Here is a 16,643-nt window from a genome sequence, read left to right on the forward strand (position 1 = left end):
AACCATGAAGAAGACAGGTATTGCAATTTGGCTGATGCTGATAATTTCCCTGGTGTTTTTGCAGGGCTGTGATAACAATGAAGTTGGCCCAAAATCACAAGACGTGGTGAAGGTGTACCCGGCTGCGGAGATCGGTACTTTTTCGGCTTCCGTTTCTGTGACCATCACCACGAAAGGTATTTTTACGGTGATCGAAAAAGGCATCTGCTGGGACACCAATAGCAAGCCGGATGTCAACGATAAGAAGGTGATTGCCACCGCCACCACCGGCGACTTCAAATTCACGCTTACACTGCCCGAAGACAATAAGGATTATTATGTGCGACCTTATTTCAAAGACGATTTCGGCAACGTTATTTATGGTAACGAGATCACATTTAAAACCTTGAAGGATCTTACGCTCTCCATTGTGAGTCAGGCGCCAACAGATATTACCGAGATCACGGCTACGATCGCAACATCCATTTCATCCACCGGTGTAGGCACGATCGCTTCGCGTGGCCTGGTGTGGGGAGAGACGGAGAACCCGGTAGTGGGAGGAAGTTTTCAGCAGGAGACCGGATCAGGCCCAGGCGATTTTTCGGTTGACCTGAAACAATTGTCTCCGAATAGAAAATATTATGCACGCGCTTACGGCACTTCCAACACCGGAAAGACAAGTTATGGCAACACAGTGGCCTTCTCAACACTTCCCATTCAACCTTTCACAGTAACGCTTGTGACGAAAGATGTTCCGGGTGCATCGTCTACCACCGCCAATGTGAGTGCCTCAATCACGGGTACCGGTAACGTTGCGGATCGGGGTGTCTGCGTGAATAAAACAGGAAATCCTACCATTCTGGACAATAAGGCATCGGCAGGCAAAGGTACGGGGGAATTCACGGCCTCGCTCACGGGTCTTACGCAGGGGACTATTTATTACGCAAGGGCTTACGCTACTTCTAACCTGGGTCAGACTGTTTATGGCAACCAGGTAATGTTTGTCACGGCACTGGGTGGCGCTTCATTTAGCTTTTCAACAAAAGCCGTTACCAACATCACCAACACTACAGCGGTGGCGGGTGCTGACCTGCAAGGCAACGGTGTGGTTGCCATGAAAGGTATTTGCTGGGGCACTTCCACGCTGCCCACGGTTGCCAACAATAAGATCGAAGCAGGTGCTGGCTTTGGCTCTTATAACGTGACGCTTACGGGCCTGACCACGTCTACGAAATATTACGTGCGTCCTTACGCCGTCAGCAGTGGTGGAACAATTTATGGAACCGAGGTGTCGTTCAATACCCCTGATCAGTTAACTGTTATCACAAGCGCGGTCACCAGCATCAATCCTCCGGGCGCAGTAAGCGGAGGAAGCATTACAGGTACGGGTACGGTGACGTCACGCGGCGTCGTTTGGGGAGCAACATCCAATCCAACAATGGAAAATAACAGCAGGACCATTGACGGCAGTGGTCAGGGTAGTTTCACAAGCAGTATTGGAGGGTTGACGTGGAACCGGACCTATTACGTGAGAGCCTACGCTGTTTCAGCAGGGGGAGTCACGTATGGAAACCAGGTGACCTTCACCACGCCGGTGTTTGTTGCCACATCGCTCACTACAACAGCGGCATCGAGCATTACAAAAACATCTGCTACTGCTGGAGGCAGCGTAACGGGCTCTACTTTAATAACTTCCCGCGGCGTTTGCTGGAGCACTTCGTCGGCGCCAACAACGAGCAATAGCAAGACAATAGATGGCAGTGGTTCGGGTTCTTTCACAAGTGCCATAACAGGATTAACGCCGGGTACATTGTACTACTTTAGGGCCTATGCAATCGACGTTAATGGTACTACCACTTATGGACCGCTCCTCACTTTTTCCACACAAGCTGATTTTACGTTGACCACCACAGCGGCCACTTTTATCACCGCTACTTCCGCCGTAGCTGGCGGTACTATTACCGGCACCGCAAATCTGCAGGAACGTGGCGTATGCTGGAGCACCAGCCCTAATCCTTCTACCGGTAATTCGCGGATCAATGCCAGTGCGCCAACAGTCACGTATACAGCACAGCTCAATGGCTTGCTTGGCGGCACAACGTACTATATACGGGCCTATGCGATCACTACCGGTGGCACCACCGTGTATGGTAACGAGCTTTCCTTTACAACAACGGCGGCCGCTGTAGTAACCACCACCACGCCAACCAGCATCACCATCAGCTCTGCGCTCACCGGCGGCACCATCAGCAGCACACAAACCATCACACAACGTGGCGTGGTGTGGGGCACGGCGCCGAATCCTGTGAAAGGTGTTCAGGCAAGTCTGAACAGTGGTAGCGGCACCGGAACTTTCACACTCAATGTAACAGGTTTGTCAGCTAACGTCACCTACTATATCCGGGCCTACGCTGTGACAAGCACCGGGCAAACGGTTTATGGCGATCAGAAAGTATTTACAACGCTGCCTTAGAACAGAAAACGCATGATACATCGTAAGAATTACAATGCTACACTTCTGCTTTTCCTGATTGGAATGATGCAGGGTTTTGCTTCATCACCTCAGCTTACACAAGCCCTGGGCCAATACAATGTATCGGAATTTGAAGCGGCGCAGAAACTGTTCCGGCGTGCTGCCGCAAAAGATCACGAAGCGTTTTATTTTCTCGGACGCCTGCATGCGCTGGGCCAGGGCGTGGAAACCGATCTTGATTCGGCTGCCTTTTATTATCGCAAGGGTATCGCTTTGGGAGACCGCAAGAATCATTACGGTATGTTCTTTCTGTATGCCAGTGGATGGAATGGATCTGAAAAGGATGAAGTGAAAGCGGCGGAGGTATTGGCAGAGGCTTATCCGGACATCGTTGCGAGCGCAAAGGCGAGTGCATTCTGGAAAAGTGTTCTGGGTGTCATGCACTACTGGGGTTATCATGTGCCTCAGGATTTCGACAAGGCTTTTGCTTTCTATTCCGAGGCTGCGCAGCAAGGTTGGAGCATGGGCCAGTATAACCTGGGTGTGATGTATGAACAGGGTGAGGGCACGATACCGAACCATGAGGAAGCGGCTAAGTGGTATAAGAAGGCAGCAGACAATGGATTTTCTGACGCATGTTACATCCTGGGGATGATGTATGAGTTGGGCGAAGATTTGCCGCGCGATGAAAGGAAGGCATTTCAGTTATATCAAAACGCGGCGTCAAAACGACAAATCGCTGCGCAGATCAGGCTCGCGGGCATGTATAAATACGGCGTGGGCACTGAACCCGATCTTGAAAAAGCGGAATACTGGTATCAGCAGGCTTCCGCTTCGGGCGATGAGAATGCCGATTCACAGCTTGCAGGATTGAAGGGATTTAAGAAACTGAAATATTTCAGGCTGCTGAAATGGGAGAAGGCACTTGAACAGGCGCGCCAGGAAAAGAAGCTGATCTTTGTCGATTTCTACACCACGTGGTGCGGCCCCTGCCGTTGGATGGAGAATAATGTTTTCAGCACTCCCGAGGTTGAACAATTCATGAGCGACAGGTTTGTATGCTTGCGGATCAACATCGAACAAGAGGAAGAAGCGCTGGTGGAAAAAATGGCGATCGAATCCATTCCCACGCTTGTATTCTTCGATGCTGATGGCAATGTGTTGAATAGAGGGAGCGGAGCTTTGGAGTCCGCAGATCTTATTTCAGTGGCGAAGAAGGTGCTGGAAGAGTCGTCGGACCACTGACAGGCGGGAGGAAATACGAAGTACGATCCCACGTACCTCGTATTTCGTACCTCGTACCTTCTATTCCACGTACCAATAGGTATTGCCTTTCAGATATTTCTTACGAAGCTCCGAATATTTTTTAAGGTCTGATTTCTTGATGGACTTACCGTTCACATTGAGGCCTTCATCACTCCAATTGATGGTTTCCAGGTGTTCGTCTTTGCCCAGGTAGCCATCTTTTCTCAGTGCTTCAGATAACTCGTCTTCGAAGACGTGCATATCGGCTTCCATTCTCTTCGCTTCCTGTTCCATTGCCTCGGCACGTTCGGCATGCCGGTGCGCTTCACGTTCCATTCTTTCAGCCTGGTCACGCTGGCGTTCAACCCATACATCCGATTGCTCCCTGGCCCGCTCTTGTGCCCTGTGTGCCTGTTCTTCCATTTGCTGGATCGATTGCTCCATTTTTTTCATGACTTCCTCGTGACCCATGTCAGCTATCATCAGGTCGTGGTGAGCCTGCCAGTTGTCGCCGAAGTCATTTTTAAAATTCTCTTCCAGTTCTTTCATCATCTTTTCGAAATCCTTCTCGTTCGATTGATAAAAGTCACTGAACCGTTCACGGAACTTCTTCTCGAAGGCTTCGCTGAATTCTTTCCAGTCCTGGTCATGCCTGTAGTGGAATCCACCGGGTATCGTATCTATCCGGAGATCAAAACTGAGTGGCACGGGAGGTTCGAATCCTGACATATCAGGGAACATTGGTGGAATGGTGGGCTCTCCGGGCATCGGTGGAACGGCAAAGTCAAAACTCATCAGTGGCATCATGGCCTCTCTCATATCCTCATCGCCATCGTACGATTCGACAACTTCTTCGTGCGGTTGTCCTTTTTCATCGTACGTGATGATGGACCTCCGGGAGTAGCTGGCTGACTTTTCATTCTTTTTGATCACGGTATCAGCGGCCTGGTTGGCTGCTTCACGGTTGTGTTGTTCGGGCTCTGATGTGATGGTAAGCCACGAAGCGCAGATCAATCCAACAACGAGCAATGCGGCAGGGATCAACCTGTCTCTGCCTGAATAATTCTTTGCAGACTTTTCCATAATACGTTTGATTCGGTTCAACAATTGGTTCTTGTTTTCAGCCAGGGAGAGCGCGAAGGCGGCTTTTGTCAACCTTGCTTCCTCGAGCTGGGTCAGCGCACGGGCATAGACCAGCGCGCTTCCGTGTTTGGCGATCACGGTATCGTCGCAGCAGAATTCCCTTTCCCTTCTGATGATGCCGGAGATGATCCATACAAAAGGATTGAAGAAGAAAATGGTTTCTACGAAAGACTGCACCAGGTTGATGATGTAATCGTGGCGCCTGATGTGGGCCAGCTCGTGAATGAAGATGGTCTCGATCTGCTCAGCGGGTAGTCCTGCGAGCATGCCCATGGGAACGAGCACGATGGGTTTCAGGCATCCGATCACCATGGGAGAATGGATGCGTGCCGATTGGGCCAGCGTGATCGCCCGGTTGATGCCCAATTGCCGGGCCAGCGTTTGCAATCGGTCATTCCACACATCGTCGATCACGAAAGACTCGGTTCTCAACTTCGACACATACCACCAAGCGCTGACCATACGCAACGCGAAAAAGAAGGCGCCGGCAGCCCAGCATAGAATGATCAGCGGCATGTTCGATGCCACAATGCCAATCACTGACATAACCCAATCTCCCGCAGAGCGGCCGGGGGATGTTGCGGCAGCAGATCCGGCAACGATATTATTAATGTTAATTGCAGCGGTTTCGGTTGGCGATTGACCGAACAGGTAAACAAACGTGGCGGCATTCATAACAACAATGAAAGCCATGCCGGTGCAGGCAATGATGTAACGGACTTGCGACAGGCGCGAAGGCGTGAAGCGCAACCCAATGACTACCAGTAACAGCACGATCATGGCTTGCCAAAGCGAATTCAGCAACGTCCATCCGAGTGCCTGGGTCCACGATGGGAAAAATTCAGCGTTCATTGTTCACCTCCTTCGAGTTTTTCCAGATATTTTTTGATCTCGAGCAGCTCTTCTTTCGACGACTTTTTGTTGCCCAGCGCGCTCATCACCAGTTGCATGGCCGAGCCCTGGAAAACAGTGTCTATCATTTTATCGATGATCTGCTGCCGGGTATTCTCCTGCGAAGGCACGGCTTTATAGAGATGCAGCTTGCCGCTTTTTTGGCGTGTCACCAGGCCTTTTTCGTGCATGATCTGCAGCAGCTTGAGAATGGTGGTATAGCCATTCATATCCTCGCCACCCATGGCCTCATGCACGTCCTTCACGGCAACAGGCCCCCTGGCCCATAGGATCTGAAGGATTTCAAGCTCTTTTTCTGTAGGTTTTACCTGCGAACGGTTCATATACGAATATTTTCGTAATACAATCTTACAAGACGAACGTTAAGAATACAAGTTTTGTTACGAAAAAATTCGTATTTATTTAGAAGGCAGGGCGAATCACCATGATTGAGTGGTGCGTTATGTGCCAAAGCTTTCGAAGCTGGATATAGATTGCCTGTGGCACATGAAACTACCAATGCTAAATAGCCCCGGGCTTGCACCCGGGGCTATTTACATTGAGCCCCTTCAGGGCTCGTTGGTTGTCGGTTTAGAACGTTGTTTTGATGTCGTCCTGAAGCTCGCGGATCAGCTTTTCGGTAATGCCGGTAAATTCCTGTTTCTTTTTTTCGAACGATGCGGCACCGTTACCTGCAACAAGCTCTTTGATCTCTTCAACCAGCAGCAGGAATGTTTTGTCGAGCATGCTGATGGTAGGTTTGATCTTGTGCGCCGCCTTGCGGTAGATCTCCGGATCTTTTTGCCGAAGCGCATCTCCGAGCGCCTGCTGCAGCTCCTGAAGATTTTTGATCAGCAGGCCTGCCAGCTCACGTTTGAATTCTTTATCGCCTTCCGTGTAGAGATCGAGGTTGAACGTTTTTTTCGGAGTGGGCTCTGCGCCCTGCGGCTGCAAGGCATCGATGTATTGCGCGATCCTGCTTTGCAGCTCTTCCGGCAAAAAGGGCTTGCTGATGAAATCGTTCATACCTGATAGGATGGCCTTCTCCCTGATGTCGATCATGGCCGAGGCTGTGAGGGCAATGATAGGAATTTCTTTAAAGTAAGGATCATCATCAATTTCACGGATCTTCCGGGAGGCTTCGTAACCATCCATCTCGGGCATCTGCAGATCCATCAGGATAAGCTGATACGATTTGTTCTTCACCATTTCGAGGGCTTCTTTTCCATGGTTGGCGAAGTCGACGTCCAGTCCCCACTTGCGCAAAAAATTGGAGGCAACGATCTGGTTCACCCGGTTATCTTCCACCAGCAACACCTTCGCTTTTCTGCCGATGGTGCTGCTCACGGTTTCGAATTTCTTTTGTACCGCGGGCGCTTTGATATCGCCTTCTTCGAGCAGCAGGGTAAACTTGAATTCCGAGCCTACACCCGGCGTGCTGATAACTTCAATTTCTCCGCCCATCAGGGTCAGCAGTTTTTTGGTGATGGAGAGGCCCAATCCCGTACCGCCAAATTTGCGTGTAGTGTCTGAGTTGGCCTGTGCGAAGCTTTCGAAGATCCGCTTCACTTTTTCGGGCGCTATTCCAATACCTGTGTCTTTGATGGAGAAGTTCACAGCATGTTTATGCGCATCCACGGGTTCGGAGGTTACCGAGAGGATCACACTTCCGTTGCTCTCGGTAAACTTGATGGCGTTGCCAATCAGGTTGGTGATGATCTGCCCGATGCGTACCTGATCGCCCTTCACCACGGTGGGCGCGGTTTTGCTGTAGCTCAACGACAGGCTTACACCTTTCTCACGTGCCCGCTGGTCCAGCACCTGTTGCATGTTCTCCAGGAATTCGGGCAGGTTGAAGTCGATGTGCTCCAGGCTGATCTTGCCCGCCTCGATCTTGCTGAAATCGAGAATATCGTTGATGATCGTTAACAGGTTTTCGCCGGAGAATTTCAGCAACCTGAGGTTCTCCTGCTGGTCGGTGCGTGGATTTTCGATCAGCAGCAGGTTGGTAATGCCCACAATGGCATTCATCGGTGTTCTGATCTCATGGCTCATCATGGAGAGGAACTGACTTTTGGCAAGGGTTGCTTCTTCCGCTCTCTCCTTGGCTTCGCGCAGCGCCAGCTCTGCGGCTTTTCTTTCGGTAATATCCCTGGCCGAGGTTTGAAACCCGATCATCACACCGTCTTCGTCGAAATAAGGATGGGAGTTGGACTCGAGCCAGATCAAATTTCCGTCTTTCTTCCGCATGCGGTATTCGGCCCGGGCCGGTATGCCGCTCATGGTTTTAGGATGCACTTCTTCCAGCATCTTCTTCCGGTCTTCGGGCTCGATCAGGTCGAATGCAGATTTGCCGACAAGCTCCTCCGGTTCGTATCCGAGAATTTCTTTTACAGAAGGGGAAATGAAGATCCGTTTGGCATCAGTGCCCGCGTTGTAGAGCGAGATCAGGTCTTTGGAGTTGGTGCTGATGAGCCTGTAAAGTTGCTCGCTCTCTTCCGCCTTTCGAACAGCTTCTTTCAACGGCGTGATATCGCTCACGGTGCCGATGAACCCGGTAACCTGGTTGTCTTTGTTCCTGATGGGATGAAGCTGGTTAGAGATCCAGGTGATACCCTTGGCAGGAGTAGAGAACCGGAATTCGAGCGATACACTTGATCCGGCGCGAATAGCATGGTTCCACAACTCGATCACTTTTTCGCGGTCGTCTTTGTAAACAGCCTGTTGTCGTGCCTCAACCGAGGTATTTTCGGGGTCAAGCCCTACGATCTCGAACCATTTTCTATTGATGAACGTGGCCTTGCCTTCCTTGTTGAGTTGGTAGATGCCTACCGATGCATTTTCAGTGAGCGACCTGAAGAGTGTTTCGCTGGCTTGCAGGGCTTCACGTGCCTGTACCAATGCCGTAATATCACGCGCCACTACATTTACTTTGAAGACCCATTCATCGCGGAAGAACATGCGTACATTCTGGCCTACCCACAGATCCGATCCATTGGCGGGAGTGATCGCGAATTCCAGATACGAAACTTCGGTTTTGCTGGCGAGCTGCTGTTTGTAAAACGACACAACCCGATGCCTATGGTCAGGATGGACCAGGTCCCAGTAATATTTATCCGCCAGCGCTTCTTTGCTATACCCGCAGATGCTTTCCATCACAGGGTTCACATAGCTGAACTTTCCATTTTCATCCAGCTCATAGATCATGTCGGTGGCCCGCTCCACCACTTCCCTGAACTGGCGTTCCCGTACTTCGATCTTCTCATGCAGCGCGTTGACATAATCCAGGTTACTTCTCAGCTCTTCACCGGTGGCCTGCAGCTCTTCATTCATGGTTGAAAGCTCCTGGTTGGCATGGGCAAGCTCCATGTTGGTGCCTTTCAACCCCTTCACCATGGGAGAAAAAATAAAAATGAACTCCAGGAGCAGCACAATCACGCAGGCTACTGCCAGCGCCAGCTCGATGTTCTTCATGTTATGCAGCTTTTCTTCAGCTTCGTGCTGGTAGGTAGCCACAGTACGCTCCATAGTGTAAAGGAAGTCAAGCTCATGTTGCGAGACTACCTCCACCGTTTGGGTGGCGGTAGCCAGGTCAGGATAGCCGGTCAGTTGGTTACACGCTTTTGCCATGGCCGATACATGCGGCGAGATGATGCGGAGCAGGGAGTCGATCGCTGCGCTGTTGCGGCCGGGACCCCCAAGCTCTCCGTTGACCAGCTGCGAATGCACATGCTGCCATTCCTTAACCAGTTTTTTCAGCGTGTCAAGTCCCGCCTGATCTGTTTGCCCGTTCTTAATTGCATTGTAAGTGTAGAGAACACGTTTGGAGATGCGTTGGCTGAGCATGCGCTGCCGGCCGGCAATATTGATCAGGTTTGCGTCATCATTCTGCTGATTGAGGTCATACTGGATAATAACCTGCGAGATAACGATGGTGAGCACCACCGTTGTAATGAACAAAACATATTGAGCCTTGAGACTACGGGTATTCATGAAGGTAAATTCGGGCAATGGAATAGGTTTTCCGGATAGCAAGTTAAGGGGAAATCAGATGCGTTTCTTTGGTTTTCTTGTCCTGATCATATAAGTGGCTGTTCCGGTGTTTCATCGCAAGGGTCCGTTCAATGGCCGGGGTTCATATACGGTGCACCTAAATTGCAGCCGGGTATGTTTACATCAACAGTTTCTTATTATTTTTAAGATACAATAAAGTTCTTTAACGTCGATATCCTAATCGAAAATTAATGGCAAAAATACTTGTATGCGATGATGATGAAGCACTGGTCAGCATGGTGCGTTTCAAACTATCGCGTGAAAACCTTGGCGAGGTGATCAAAGCTGCGGACGGAAGGGAAGCCAAAGCCCTGTTGCAGGAGTCGGATTTTGACCTGGTGATCACCGATATCCATATGCCCTTTCATTCAGGCCTCGAAATTACCACCTTTATCAGGAACGATCTGGGGAAAAATACCCCCATTATTGTGCTGTCAGCGGAAGGGTTGGAAAACACGGTTTTACAAGCTTTTGAAATAGGCGCCAACGATTTTATCACCAAACCTTTCAGTCCCGCAGAGCTGGCAGTGCGGGTGAAAAGGATCCTAAAAAAATGAAGAAGACCCGTTATGTGGTTGGAAAACGTGCTTAACTCTTATCATTTAACCCAGGCAGAGCGCGTTATCATTTATGGCTCCGGTCTTTTGCTGGTAGCAAGCTTCGGCGCCGTGCTGATCCTTTTCCTGAGCCGCATCATAAAATCGCGCGGGGCTGCACGCACACGACGGTTGCGTGAGCAATTCCAGAAGATCCTCAACGCCATTGTGGTGAATGAGACCTTCTCGGAAAGATCAACCCCCGTATCGGCCTTCGAATACCGCATGGCCGAGCTGCGGCTCATAGCAGGGTCATCTGCTTCTGCCCGGCAGATACTGATCACGCAGATCCTCGAGGTGAAGAAAAATCTTTATGGCAGCTCTGCAGAGGTGCTTACGTCTACTTACTACGCGCTTGACCTCGACCGTGACAGCCGGCGTAAGCTCAGGAGCTACCAATGGAAAAAGAAAGCACAGGCCATCCGTGAGCTGGCAGAGTTCCATCATCAGCAAAGCATCCCCCAGATCGTACGTTTCCTCACTTCGGCCAATGCTATTCTGCGGCAGGAGAGCTTCATGGCCCTCGTACGCCTCGAACCACAACCGCTTACATTCCTCGATCATTATGACCTGGAGATCTCCGAATGGATGGGCATCAACATCTATAACTATCTCTCGAAGATCGAAGTGCGTAAACTTCCGGATTTCAGCCGATGGTTCAATCACCCCAACGTGAGCGTAAGGTTGTTCAGCATCAGCATGGCGCGCCAGTTCAGGCAGACCGCTGCGCTTCCGGCCCTTGTCGATCAGCTTTACAGCGATAACCCGAACATCGTGGGGCTTGCCGTGTCAACGCTGGGCTCGCTGGAAGCTTACCAGTACAGGAAAGACATCGTGAGCCTGGCCACACACGTCTGGCCCTTCGAAAGACTTGCAGAACGCGCCGTCAAATGCCTGGGTGCTATCGGCGACATGGATGAAGACATCGGTCTGCTGAGCAAGTTCCTGTCTCACCCTGCCTATAGCGTACGCTTTGAAGCCGCCTGCGCCCTGCGGCAGCTGGGTGACAAGGGAGAAATAGCTTTACGGAACTTTAATGAACAGAACGACAACAACCTCCAAGGCATATTGCAACACCTGTCTGAACCATTACTGAAATGATCGGCGTCATAGGCGATATCATTCTTTTTATTGTCAACACGCTGGTGCTGATCTATGCGGTCTCCATCGCGTTCTGTTACCTGTGCCTCGCTTTTATCTCCATGTGGGAGATGCGAACATACATGCACAAGAATTATTTTGTGGATTACCGGTTCATCCTCTCGTCACCTTTTGCACCCGGTATTTCGTTGATCGCGCCTGCCTACAACGAAGGTCTCACCATCATCGACAACGTCAAGTCGCTGCTCTCCATCATGTACAACAATTACGAAGTGATCATCGTCAACGATGGCAGCAAAGACGACACGCTGCCGAAGATGATCGCCGCCTTTGACCTGGTGAAGGTGCCGTATGACCTTCAGAACCAGCTTCACACCAAGCCTGTGCGCGGCATCTATAAATCGCGGAACCTGGCCTTTAAAAAATTGATGGTGGTAGACAAGGAAAACGGAGGCAAGGCCGATGCATTGAACGTGGGACTCAACATTTCGGCGAAAGACCTCGTGGCCTGCATCGATGTGGATTGCATCATCGAGCCGGACGCGCTGCTAAAGATGGTGAAGCCGTTCCTGGAAGAGCCCGTGGAGGTGATCGCTTCGGGTGGGGTGGTGCGCATAGCCAACTCGTGTGTGGTGGAAGAGGGAAGGCTGATCGAGGTACGTCTGCCGCAAAATATGGTGGCCCGGTTCCAGGTGCTGGAATACATGCGCGCTTTTCTGCTGGGCCGGATGGCGTGGGCCAAGCTGGATGGACTGCTGCTGATCTCGGGCGCCTTCGGCCTTTTCAAAAGAGACATCGCCATCAAAGCAGGAGGTTATAACCATAAGACCGTAGGTGAAGACATGGAGCTTGTGGTGCGGATGCGCGCGTATATGCACGAGCAGAAGCGGAAATACAAGGTCTCCTATATCCCCGATCCACTGTGCTGGACAGAGGCGCCGGCCAATTATACCATTCTTGGGAGACAACGCAACCGCTGGGCACGCGGTACTTTCGAGACCCTCAAGATCCACCGCCGCATTTTTTTCAACCCGAATTATGGCGTGATCGGCATGCTCAGCTATCCCTTCTGGTTCTTTTTCGAATGGCTTGCGCCGTTTGTAGAGTTCTTCGGCCTGGCATTTTTTCTCATACTGGTGATCCTGGGAAAAGTGAACTGGATCTTCTTCCTGGTACTGTTGCTGGCCGTATACAGCTTTGCCATTTTTATTTCCATGTGCTCCCTGCTGGCGGAAGAGATGTCGTTTTTCAAATACACCGCTAAACGTGAAGTGGGCAAAATGATGCTTACCGCGCTCATCGAGCCGTTCTGGTTTCACCCACGGGTGGTCTGGTGGTCGATAAAGGGTAACTATGACCTCATCAAAGGCAAGAAGTCGTGGGGAGAAATGACGCGGCAGGGATTTGTTCAAAGCAAGAAAAAAGAAAAAACTGCAGCAGGCTAAGACCATGAAAGAAAGATTACGCAATGTCATTCTGTTTCTCGTGCCGTTATCACTGCTGTTTGCGGTAGTGTTTACGCTGCTACGGGTTTATGAGTATTTAGCGGGAGGCGCCGTTTTTTCAGCGCAGTACGAAGCGTTGGGTTTTCTGTACGACTGGCCCTTCGCCTTCAGCCTCATTCTTTTCGTGGTGGCATTTTGTATGGTACTTGCGCTGCTGCACACCGGCGTGGCAAAGCTCATGGGTGTGGTGCTGTATACATTATTGCTGATCATCGCATTTGCCCTCATCCAGTATTTTTCCGTGACCGGTGTACCTCTGAGCGCCGACTTCTTCGGTTACTCGTTCCAGGACATCGGCATCACTGTTGGCGCATCGGGAGTCAGTATCCTTACCGTTGTATCCCTTGTGTTGTATGTTGGACTTTTCATCGGCGGAGGCCTTTTGCTTCAAAAGTCGCGCATCACGGCAAACCTGTCGTTGCGTGGTGCCGTGATCATGCTGGTGTTGATCGCCGTGACTGCGTTCCTTCCGCTGCGACCCGCGCATGAGCAATTTGAAAAAGAGATCGATTACAACCTGGTGCTGAACAAATCTCAGTACTTTTTCGGGCGCAGCGTGTCTTATTGGCGCGAAGGCTCTGCGCTCGACACGGAAGGGACAAAAGCATTTGTTCCGGGTACCTATCCTTTTTTAAAGAAGGCAGACTATAACAATGTGCTGGGCCCTTTCCTCGATCGGTCTGAAGAGCGACCCGATCTTGTATTTCTGATCATAGAAGGACTTGGCAGGGATTTCACCGGGCCTGGTGCGCGCTACGGAGGCTTTACACCTTTCCTTGATTCGCTGGCCGGTAAAAGTCTGTACTGGAAAAACGGACTCAGCAATGCGGGGCGTACTTTCGGCGCGTTGCCCAGTATTTTAGGAAGCCTCCCTTACGGAAGGAACGGCTTCATGAGCTACGGTGCCGACATGCCCGACCACCAGACGCTCATCAGTCTGCTGAAGGCGCAAGGTTACGCCACGCACTTTTTCTATGGAGGAAACCCCAACTTTGACAACCAGGATCTTTTCCTCCAGTACCAGGGTATCGACTACATGCTCAATGAAAGCAACTTCCCGGCTACCTACAAAAGAGCCACGGCAGATAGCGACGGATTTACCTGGGGATTCGCTGACCGGGATGTGTTCCGGCGCTCGCTGGAGGTGCTGGACACGATGAGCCGTTCGCCGCGCCTGGATATTTACCTGACGCTGTCTACCCATGAGCCGTTCCGTGCACCGGAAGCACGTTTCGCAGCCATGGCTGACAAGCGGTTGCAGGAGTCTGGTTGGGATGAGGAAACCAGGAGTCGTTATGCGGAATACAAAGACGTGTTTTCCTGCCTGTTGTATACTGACGATGCCATCCGGGAATTTTTTGAACGATACAAACGCCGTCCTGAATTTAAGAAGACTATATTCATCATTACGGGCGATCACCGACTGATACCAGTGCCGCAGGATACACGGCTGTCGCGTTTTCATGTACCGATCATTATTTATTCACCTTTGCTTCGCCAGCCGGAAACTTTCGGATCGATGGCCGTTCATTCAGATATTATGCCTGCGCTGCTGGGCCTTCTTCGCAGTGAGTATGGAATGAAGTTCCCGGAAAAGATGCCCTTCATCTCTAAAACGCTTGACGTGAAGCGCGAACTTTCCGCAACACTCGATCTTGCGCTCATCCGCAACAAAGGTGAGATAAATGATTACGTCGATGGACTGCACTTTTTATCGGAAGGAAGGTTGTTTCAGATCACACCCGACCTGGGGCTGGAACCGGTGCGCAATGACGCCTTGCAGCATACGCTTCAGGAAAAATTACAGTTGTTCAAAAACAGGTCTGTGTATGCCGTGGAACATAACCGTGTAGACACTGTGGCCTCCGGGCATAAACTGCAACTGTTTACTTTTACCGAACACGAAGAGAAATTTATCCGCGGTCACGGGCTGAAGGACCTCAAGCCGGACGAGCTGTTTGCAAAAGCACGTGCGCTTGCCTTTGAAAAGAAACGCGACGACAGCAGGATTGTGCTCAGGGTACTGCTGAACGAAAGCCCCAATTATCACGATGCGCGGATCCTGCTGGCCCGTACTTTCGCCTGGGACAATCGTTATGATACTGCACATTTTTTCCTGGCGCAGGTGATTGAGCGCGCGCCTGCGTATGGCGACGCCTACAACGCCCTGGCTGACATCGAATACTGGAAAGGCAACCACGGACAGTCACTCACGCTCGCCGAAAAAGGATTGTTATCAAATCCCGAAGATCCGGAGCTGATGGCCAGGAGGGCGAGAGGATTGTGGATGACGGGCAGGAAAGAAGAAGCAAAAAAAATCACCGAAGCTGTGTTGCAAAAGTGGCCGCAAAACGAAGTGGCCCTGGACCTGATCAAAAAACTGGCCCCATGAGAAAACTGCATATTGTTTTAATCGCGTTGCTGTCAAGCACAGGTTGTTTTGCACAGGACTGGACCACGCTTGGCGCGGATGACCTGTTTCTGCTGGCAAGGGAGAAGGCATTCAACGGGAAACGTGAAGAGGCCCGTACCATGTTGCAGCACATTCTTCAGAAGAGTCCCGACTATCACGATGTAAGGATCCTGCTGGGCCGCACCTATGCCTGGGATGGCCAGCGCGAATCTGCCCGGAAGGAATTTGAGGCTGTGCTGACGAAATCGCCTGATAACCTCGATGCATTCAATGCGCTCACCGACGTGGAGATGTGGGACGAGCGATATGCGCAGGCACTGATGGTGGCTGACCGGGGTCTTCGGGCCTATCCCAACGATGAAGACCTGTTGTACAAACGGGCCAGCATCCTGAACTTTCTCAAACGCCAGGAGGAAGCGTTGCTGACGTTGAACAAACTTCTTCTCATCAACCCCGCGCATGAAAAAGGAAATACTTTATTAAAAGGCATCAACACCAGCCGAATGAAGTATGCGGCGGGCGTTTCTTACGGCGTTGATCTTTTCAATCGCACCTTTGACCCGGCGCACTATGCTTCGGCGCAGCTTTCCAGGATCAACAGCTGGGGCTCGGCCATCGCGCGTGTGAACTATGCGTATCGTTTTCAATCCCATGGTGTGCAACCTGAGATCGATCTTTATCCCCGCATTGCCAACGGCGTGTATGCTTACCTGAACTATGGGTACTCCAGCACAGACCTTTTTCCCACACACCGCATCGGCGCGGAATTGTTCACGCGGCTGCCGGCAAATTTTGAAGCCTCCGCCGGACTCCGTCACCTGTATTTTGGCACCAACAGCAAGGTGACCATTTTTACCGGTGCCATCGGATGGTATGTGAAAGAATACTGGTTCTCCCTTCGTCCTTATATCACACCCGATGAAGAAACCGGAACTTCCGCGTCGGGATCACTCACGGTGCGGAGGTATCTTCGCGATGCCGAAACGTATGTGGGCCTCAGCGCGGGGCTGGGTTTCTCTCCGGACCTGCGGCGCATCCAAAGCAGCAGTGGGCTCACGGGTGATGAGATCTACCTGCTTCACTCACAGCGCAGCGGTGTCACCTTCCAGAAACTGGTCAAAGATGACCTGCTCGTCAACGCTTCTGTTGATGTTGTGCGGCAGGAGCTGATCTTCGATGCCGGAAATTATGTAGTCATCACCAGCCTCAGCGCCGGTGTGAAGAAAAAATTCTAAACCCGTTGA

The 16,643-nt window shown here is 51.2% G+C and carries 10 protein-coding genes; 7 read left to right on the top strand and 3 right to left on the bottom strand.

The annotated features are described in order from the left end of the window. Window positions 1-4 precede the first annotated feature (4 nt). Both KK083_RS27860 and KK083_RS27865 read left to right on the top strand, forming a co-directional pair. On the top strand, window positions 5-2,452 hold the full coding sequence (locus tag KK083_RS27860) for a beta strand repeat-containing protein (protein ID WP_254169423.1): 2,448 nt from the start codon (window positions 5-7) through the stop codon (window positions 2,450-2,452). Between the two features lie 12 nt (window positions 2,453-2,464). Next, window positions 2,465-3,697 carry a thioredoxin family protein gene (locus KK083_RS27865; protein WP_254169424.1) on the top strand — a complete coding sequence of 411 codons (1,233 nt, stop codon included), beginning with the start codon at window positions 2,465-2,467 and terminating at the stop codon, window positions 3,695-3,697. Between the two features lie 60 nt (window positions 3,698-3,757). On the opposite strand, the gene KK083_RS27870 is transcribed toward KK083_RS27865, so the two are convergent. The 3 genes from KK083_RS27870 to KK083_RS27880 all read right to left on the bottom strand — a co-directional run bounded on the left by KK083_RS27870 (window position 3,758) and on the right by KK083_RS27880 (window position 9,724). Then, window positions 3,758-5,692, bottom strand: coding sequence for a M56 family metallopeptidase (locus KK083_RS27870; RefSeq protein ID WP_254169425.1), 1,935 nt, complete (start codon window positions 5,690-5,692; stop codon window positions 3,758-3,760). After that, a complete protein-coding gene (locus KK083_RS27875; RefSeq protein WP_254169426.1) occupies window positions 5,689-6,075 on the bottom strand; it encodes a BlaI/MecI/CopY family transcriptional regulator in 387 nt (128 codons plus the stop codon). Before KK083_RS27875 ends, KK083_RS27870 begins: the two co-directional genes overlap by 4 nt. A 247-nt stretch (window positions 6,076-6,322) precedes the next feature. Continuing rightward, on the bottom strand, window positions 6,323-9,724 hold the full coding sequence (locus KK083_RS27880) for a PAS domain S-box protein (protein WP_254169427.1): 3,402 nt from the start codon (window positions 9,722-9,724) through the stop codon (window positions 6,323-6,325). Window positions 9,725-9,975: 251 nt separating this feature from the next. On the opposite strand from KK083_RS27880, the gene KK083_RS27885 reads away from it, so the two are divergent. From KK083_RS27885 to KK083_RS27905, 5 genes are read left to right on the top strand one after another with little or no spacing between them, the layout of a single operon-like run. After that, window positions 9,976-10,341 (top strand): response regulator transcription factor, encoded by a 366-nt coding sequence (locus KK083_RS27885; RefSeq protein WP_254169428.1) that lies wholly within the window; start codon window positions 9,976-9,978, stop codon window positions 10,339-10,341. Between the two features lie 12 nt (window positions 10,342-10,353). Then, a complete protein-coding gene (locus KK083_RS27890) occupies window positions 10,354-11,481 on the top strand; it encodes a HEAT repeat domain-containing protein (RefSeq protein WP_254169429.1) in 1,128 nt (375 codons plus the stop codon). Beyond that, on the top strand, window positions 11,478-12,926 hold the full coding sequence (locus KK083_RS27895) for a glycosyltransferase family 2 protein (RefSeq protein WP_254169430.1): 1,449 nt from the start codon (window positions 11,478-11,480) through the stop codon (window positions 12,924-12,926). Before KK083_RS27890 ends, KK083_RS27895 begins: the two co-directional genes overlap by 4 nt. Before the next feature lie 4 nt (window positions 12,927-12,930). Beyond that, on the top strand, window positions 12,931-15,378 hold the full coding sequence (locus tag KK083_RS27900; RefSeq protein WP_254169431.1) for a sulfatase-like hydrolase/transferase: 2,448 nt from the start codon (window positions 12,931-12,933) through the stop codon (window positions 15,376-15,378). Then, complete coding sequence (locus KK083_RS27905; RefSeq protein ID WP_254169432.1) at window positions 15,375-16,634, top strand: YaiO family outer membrane beta-barrel protein; 1,260 nt, start codon at window positions 15,375-15,377, stop codon at window positions 16,632-16,634. Before KK083_RS27900 ends, KK083_RS27905 begins: the two co-directional genes overlap by 4 nt. The last annotated feature ends 9 nt before the right edge of the window (window positions 16,635-16,643 follow it).

Source organism: Chryseosolibacter histidinae (assembly GCF_018598225.1).
GTDB lineage: Bacteria > Bacteroidota > Bacteroidia > Cytophagales > Cyclobacteriaceae > Chryseosolibacter > Chryseosolibacter histidini.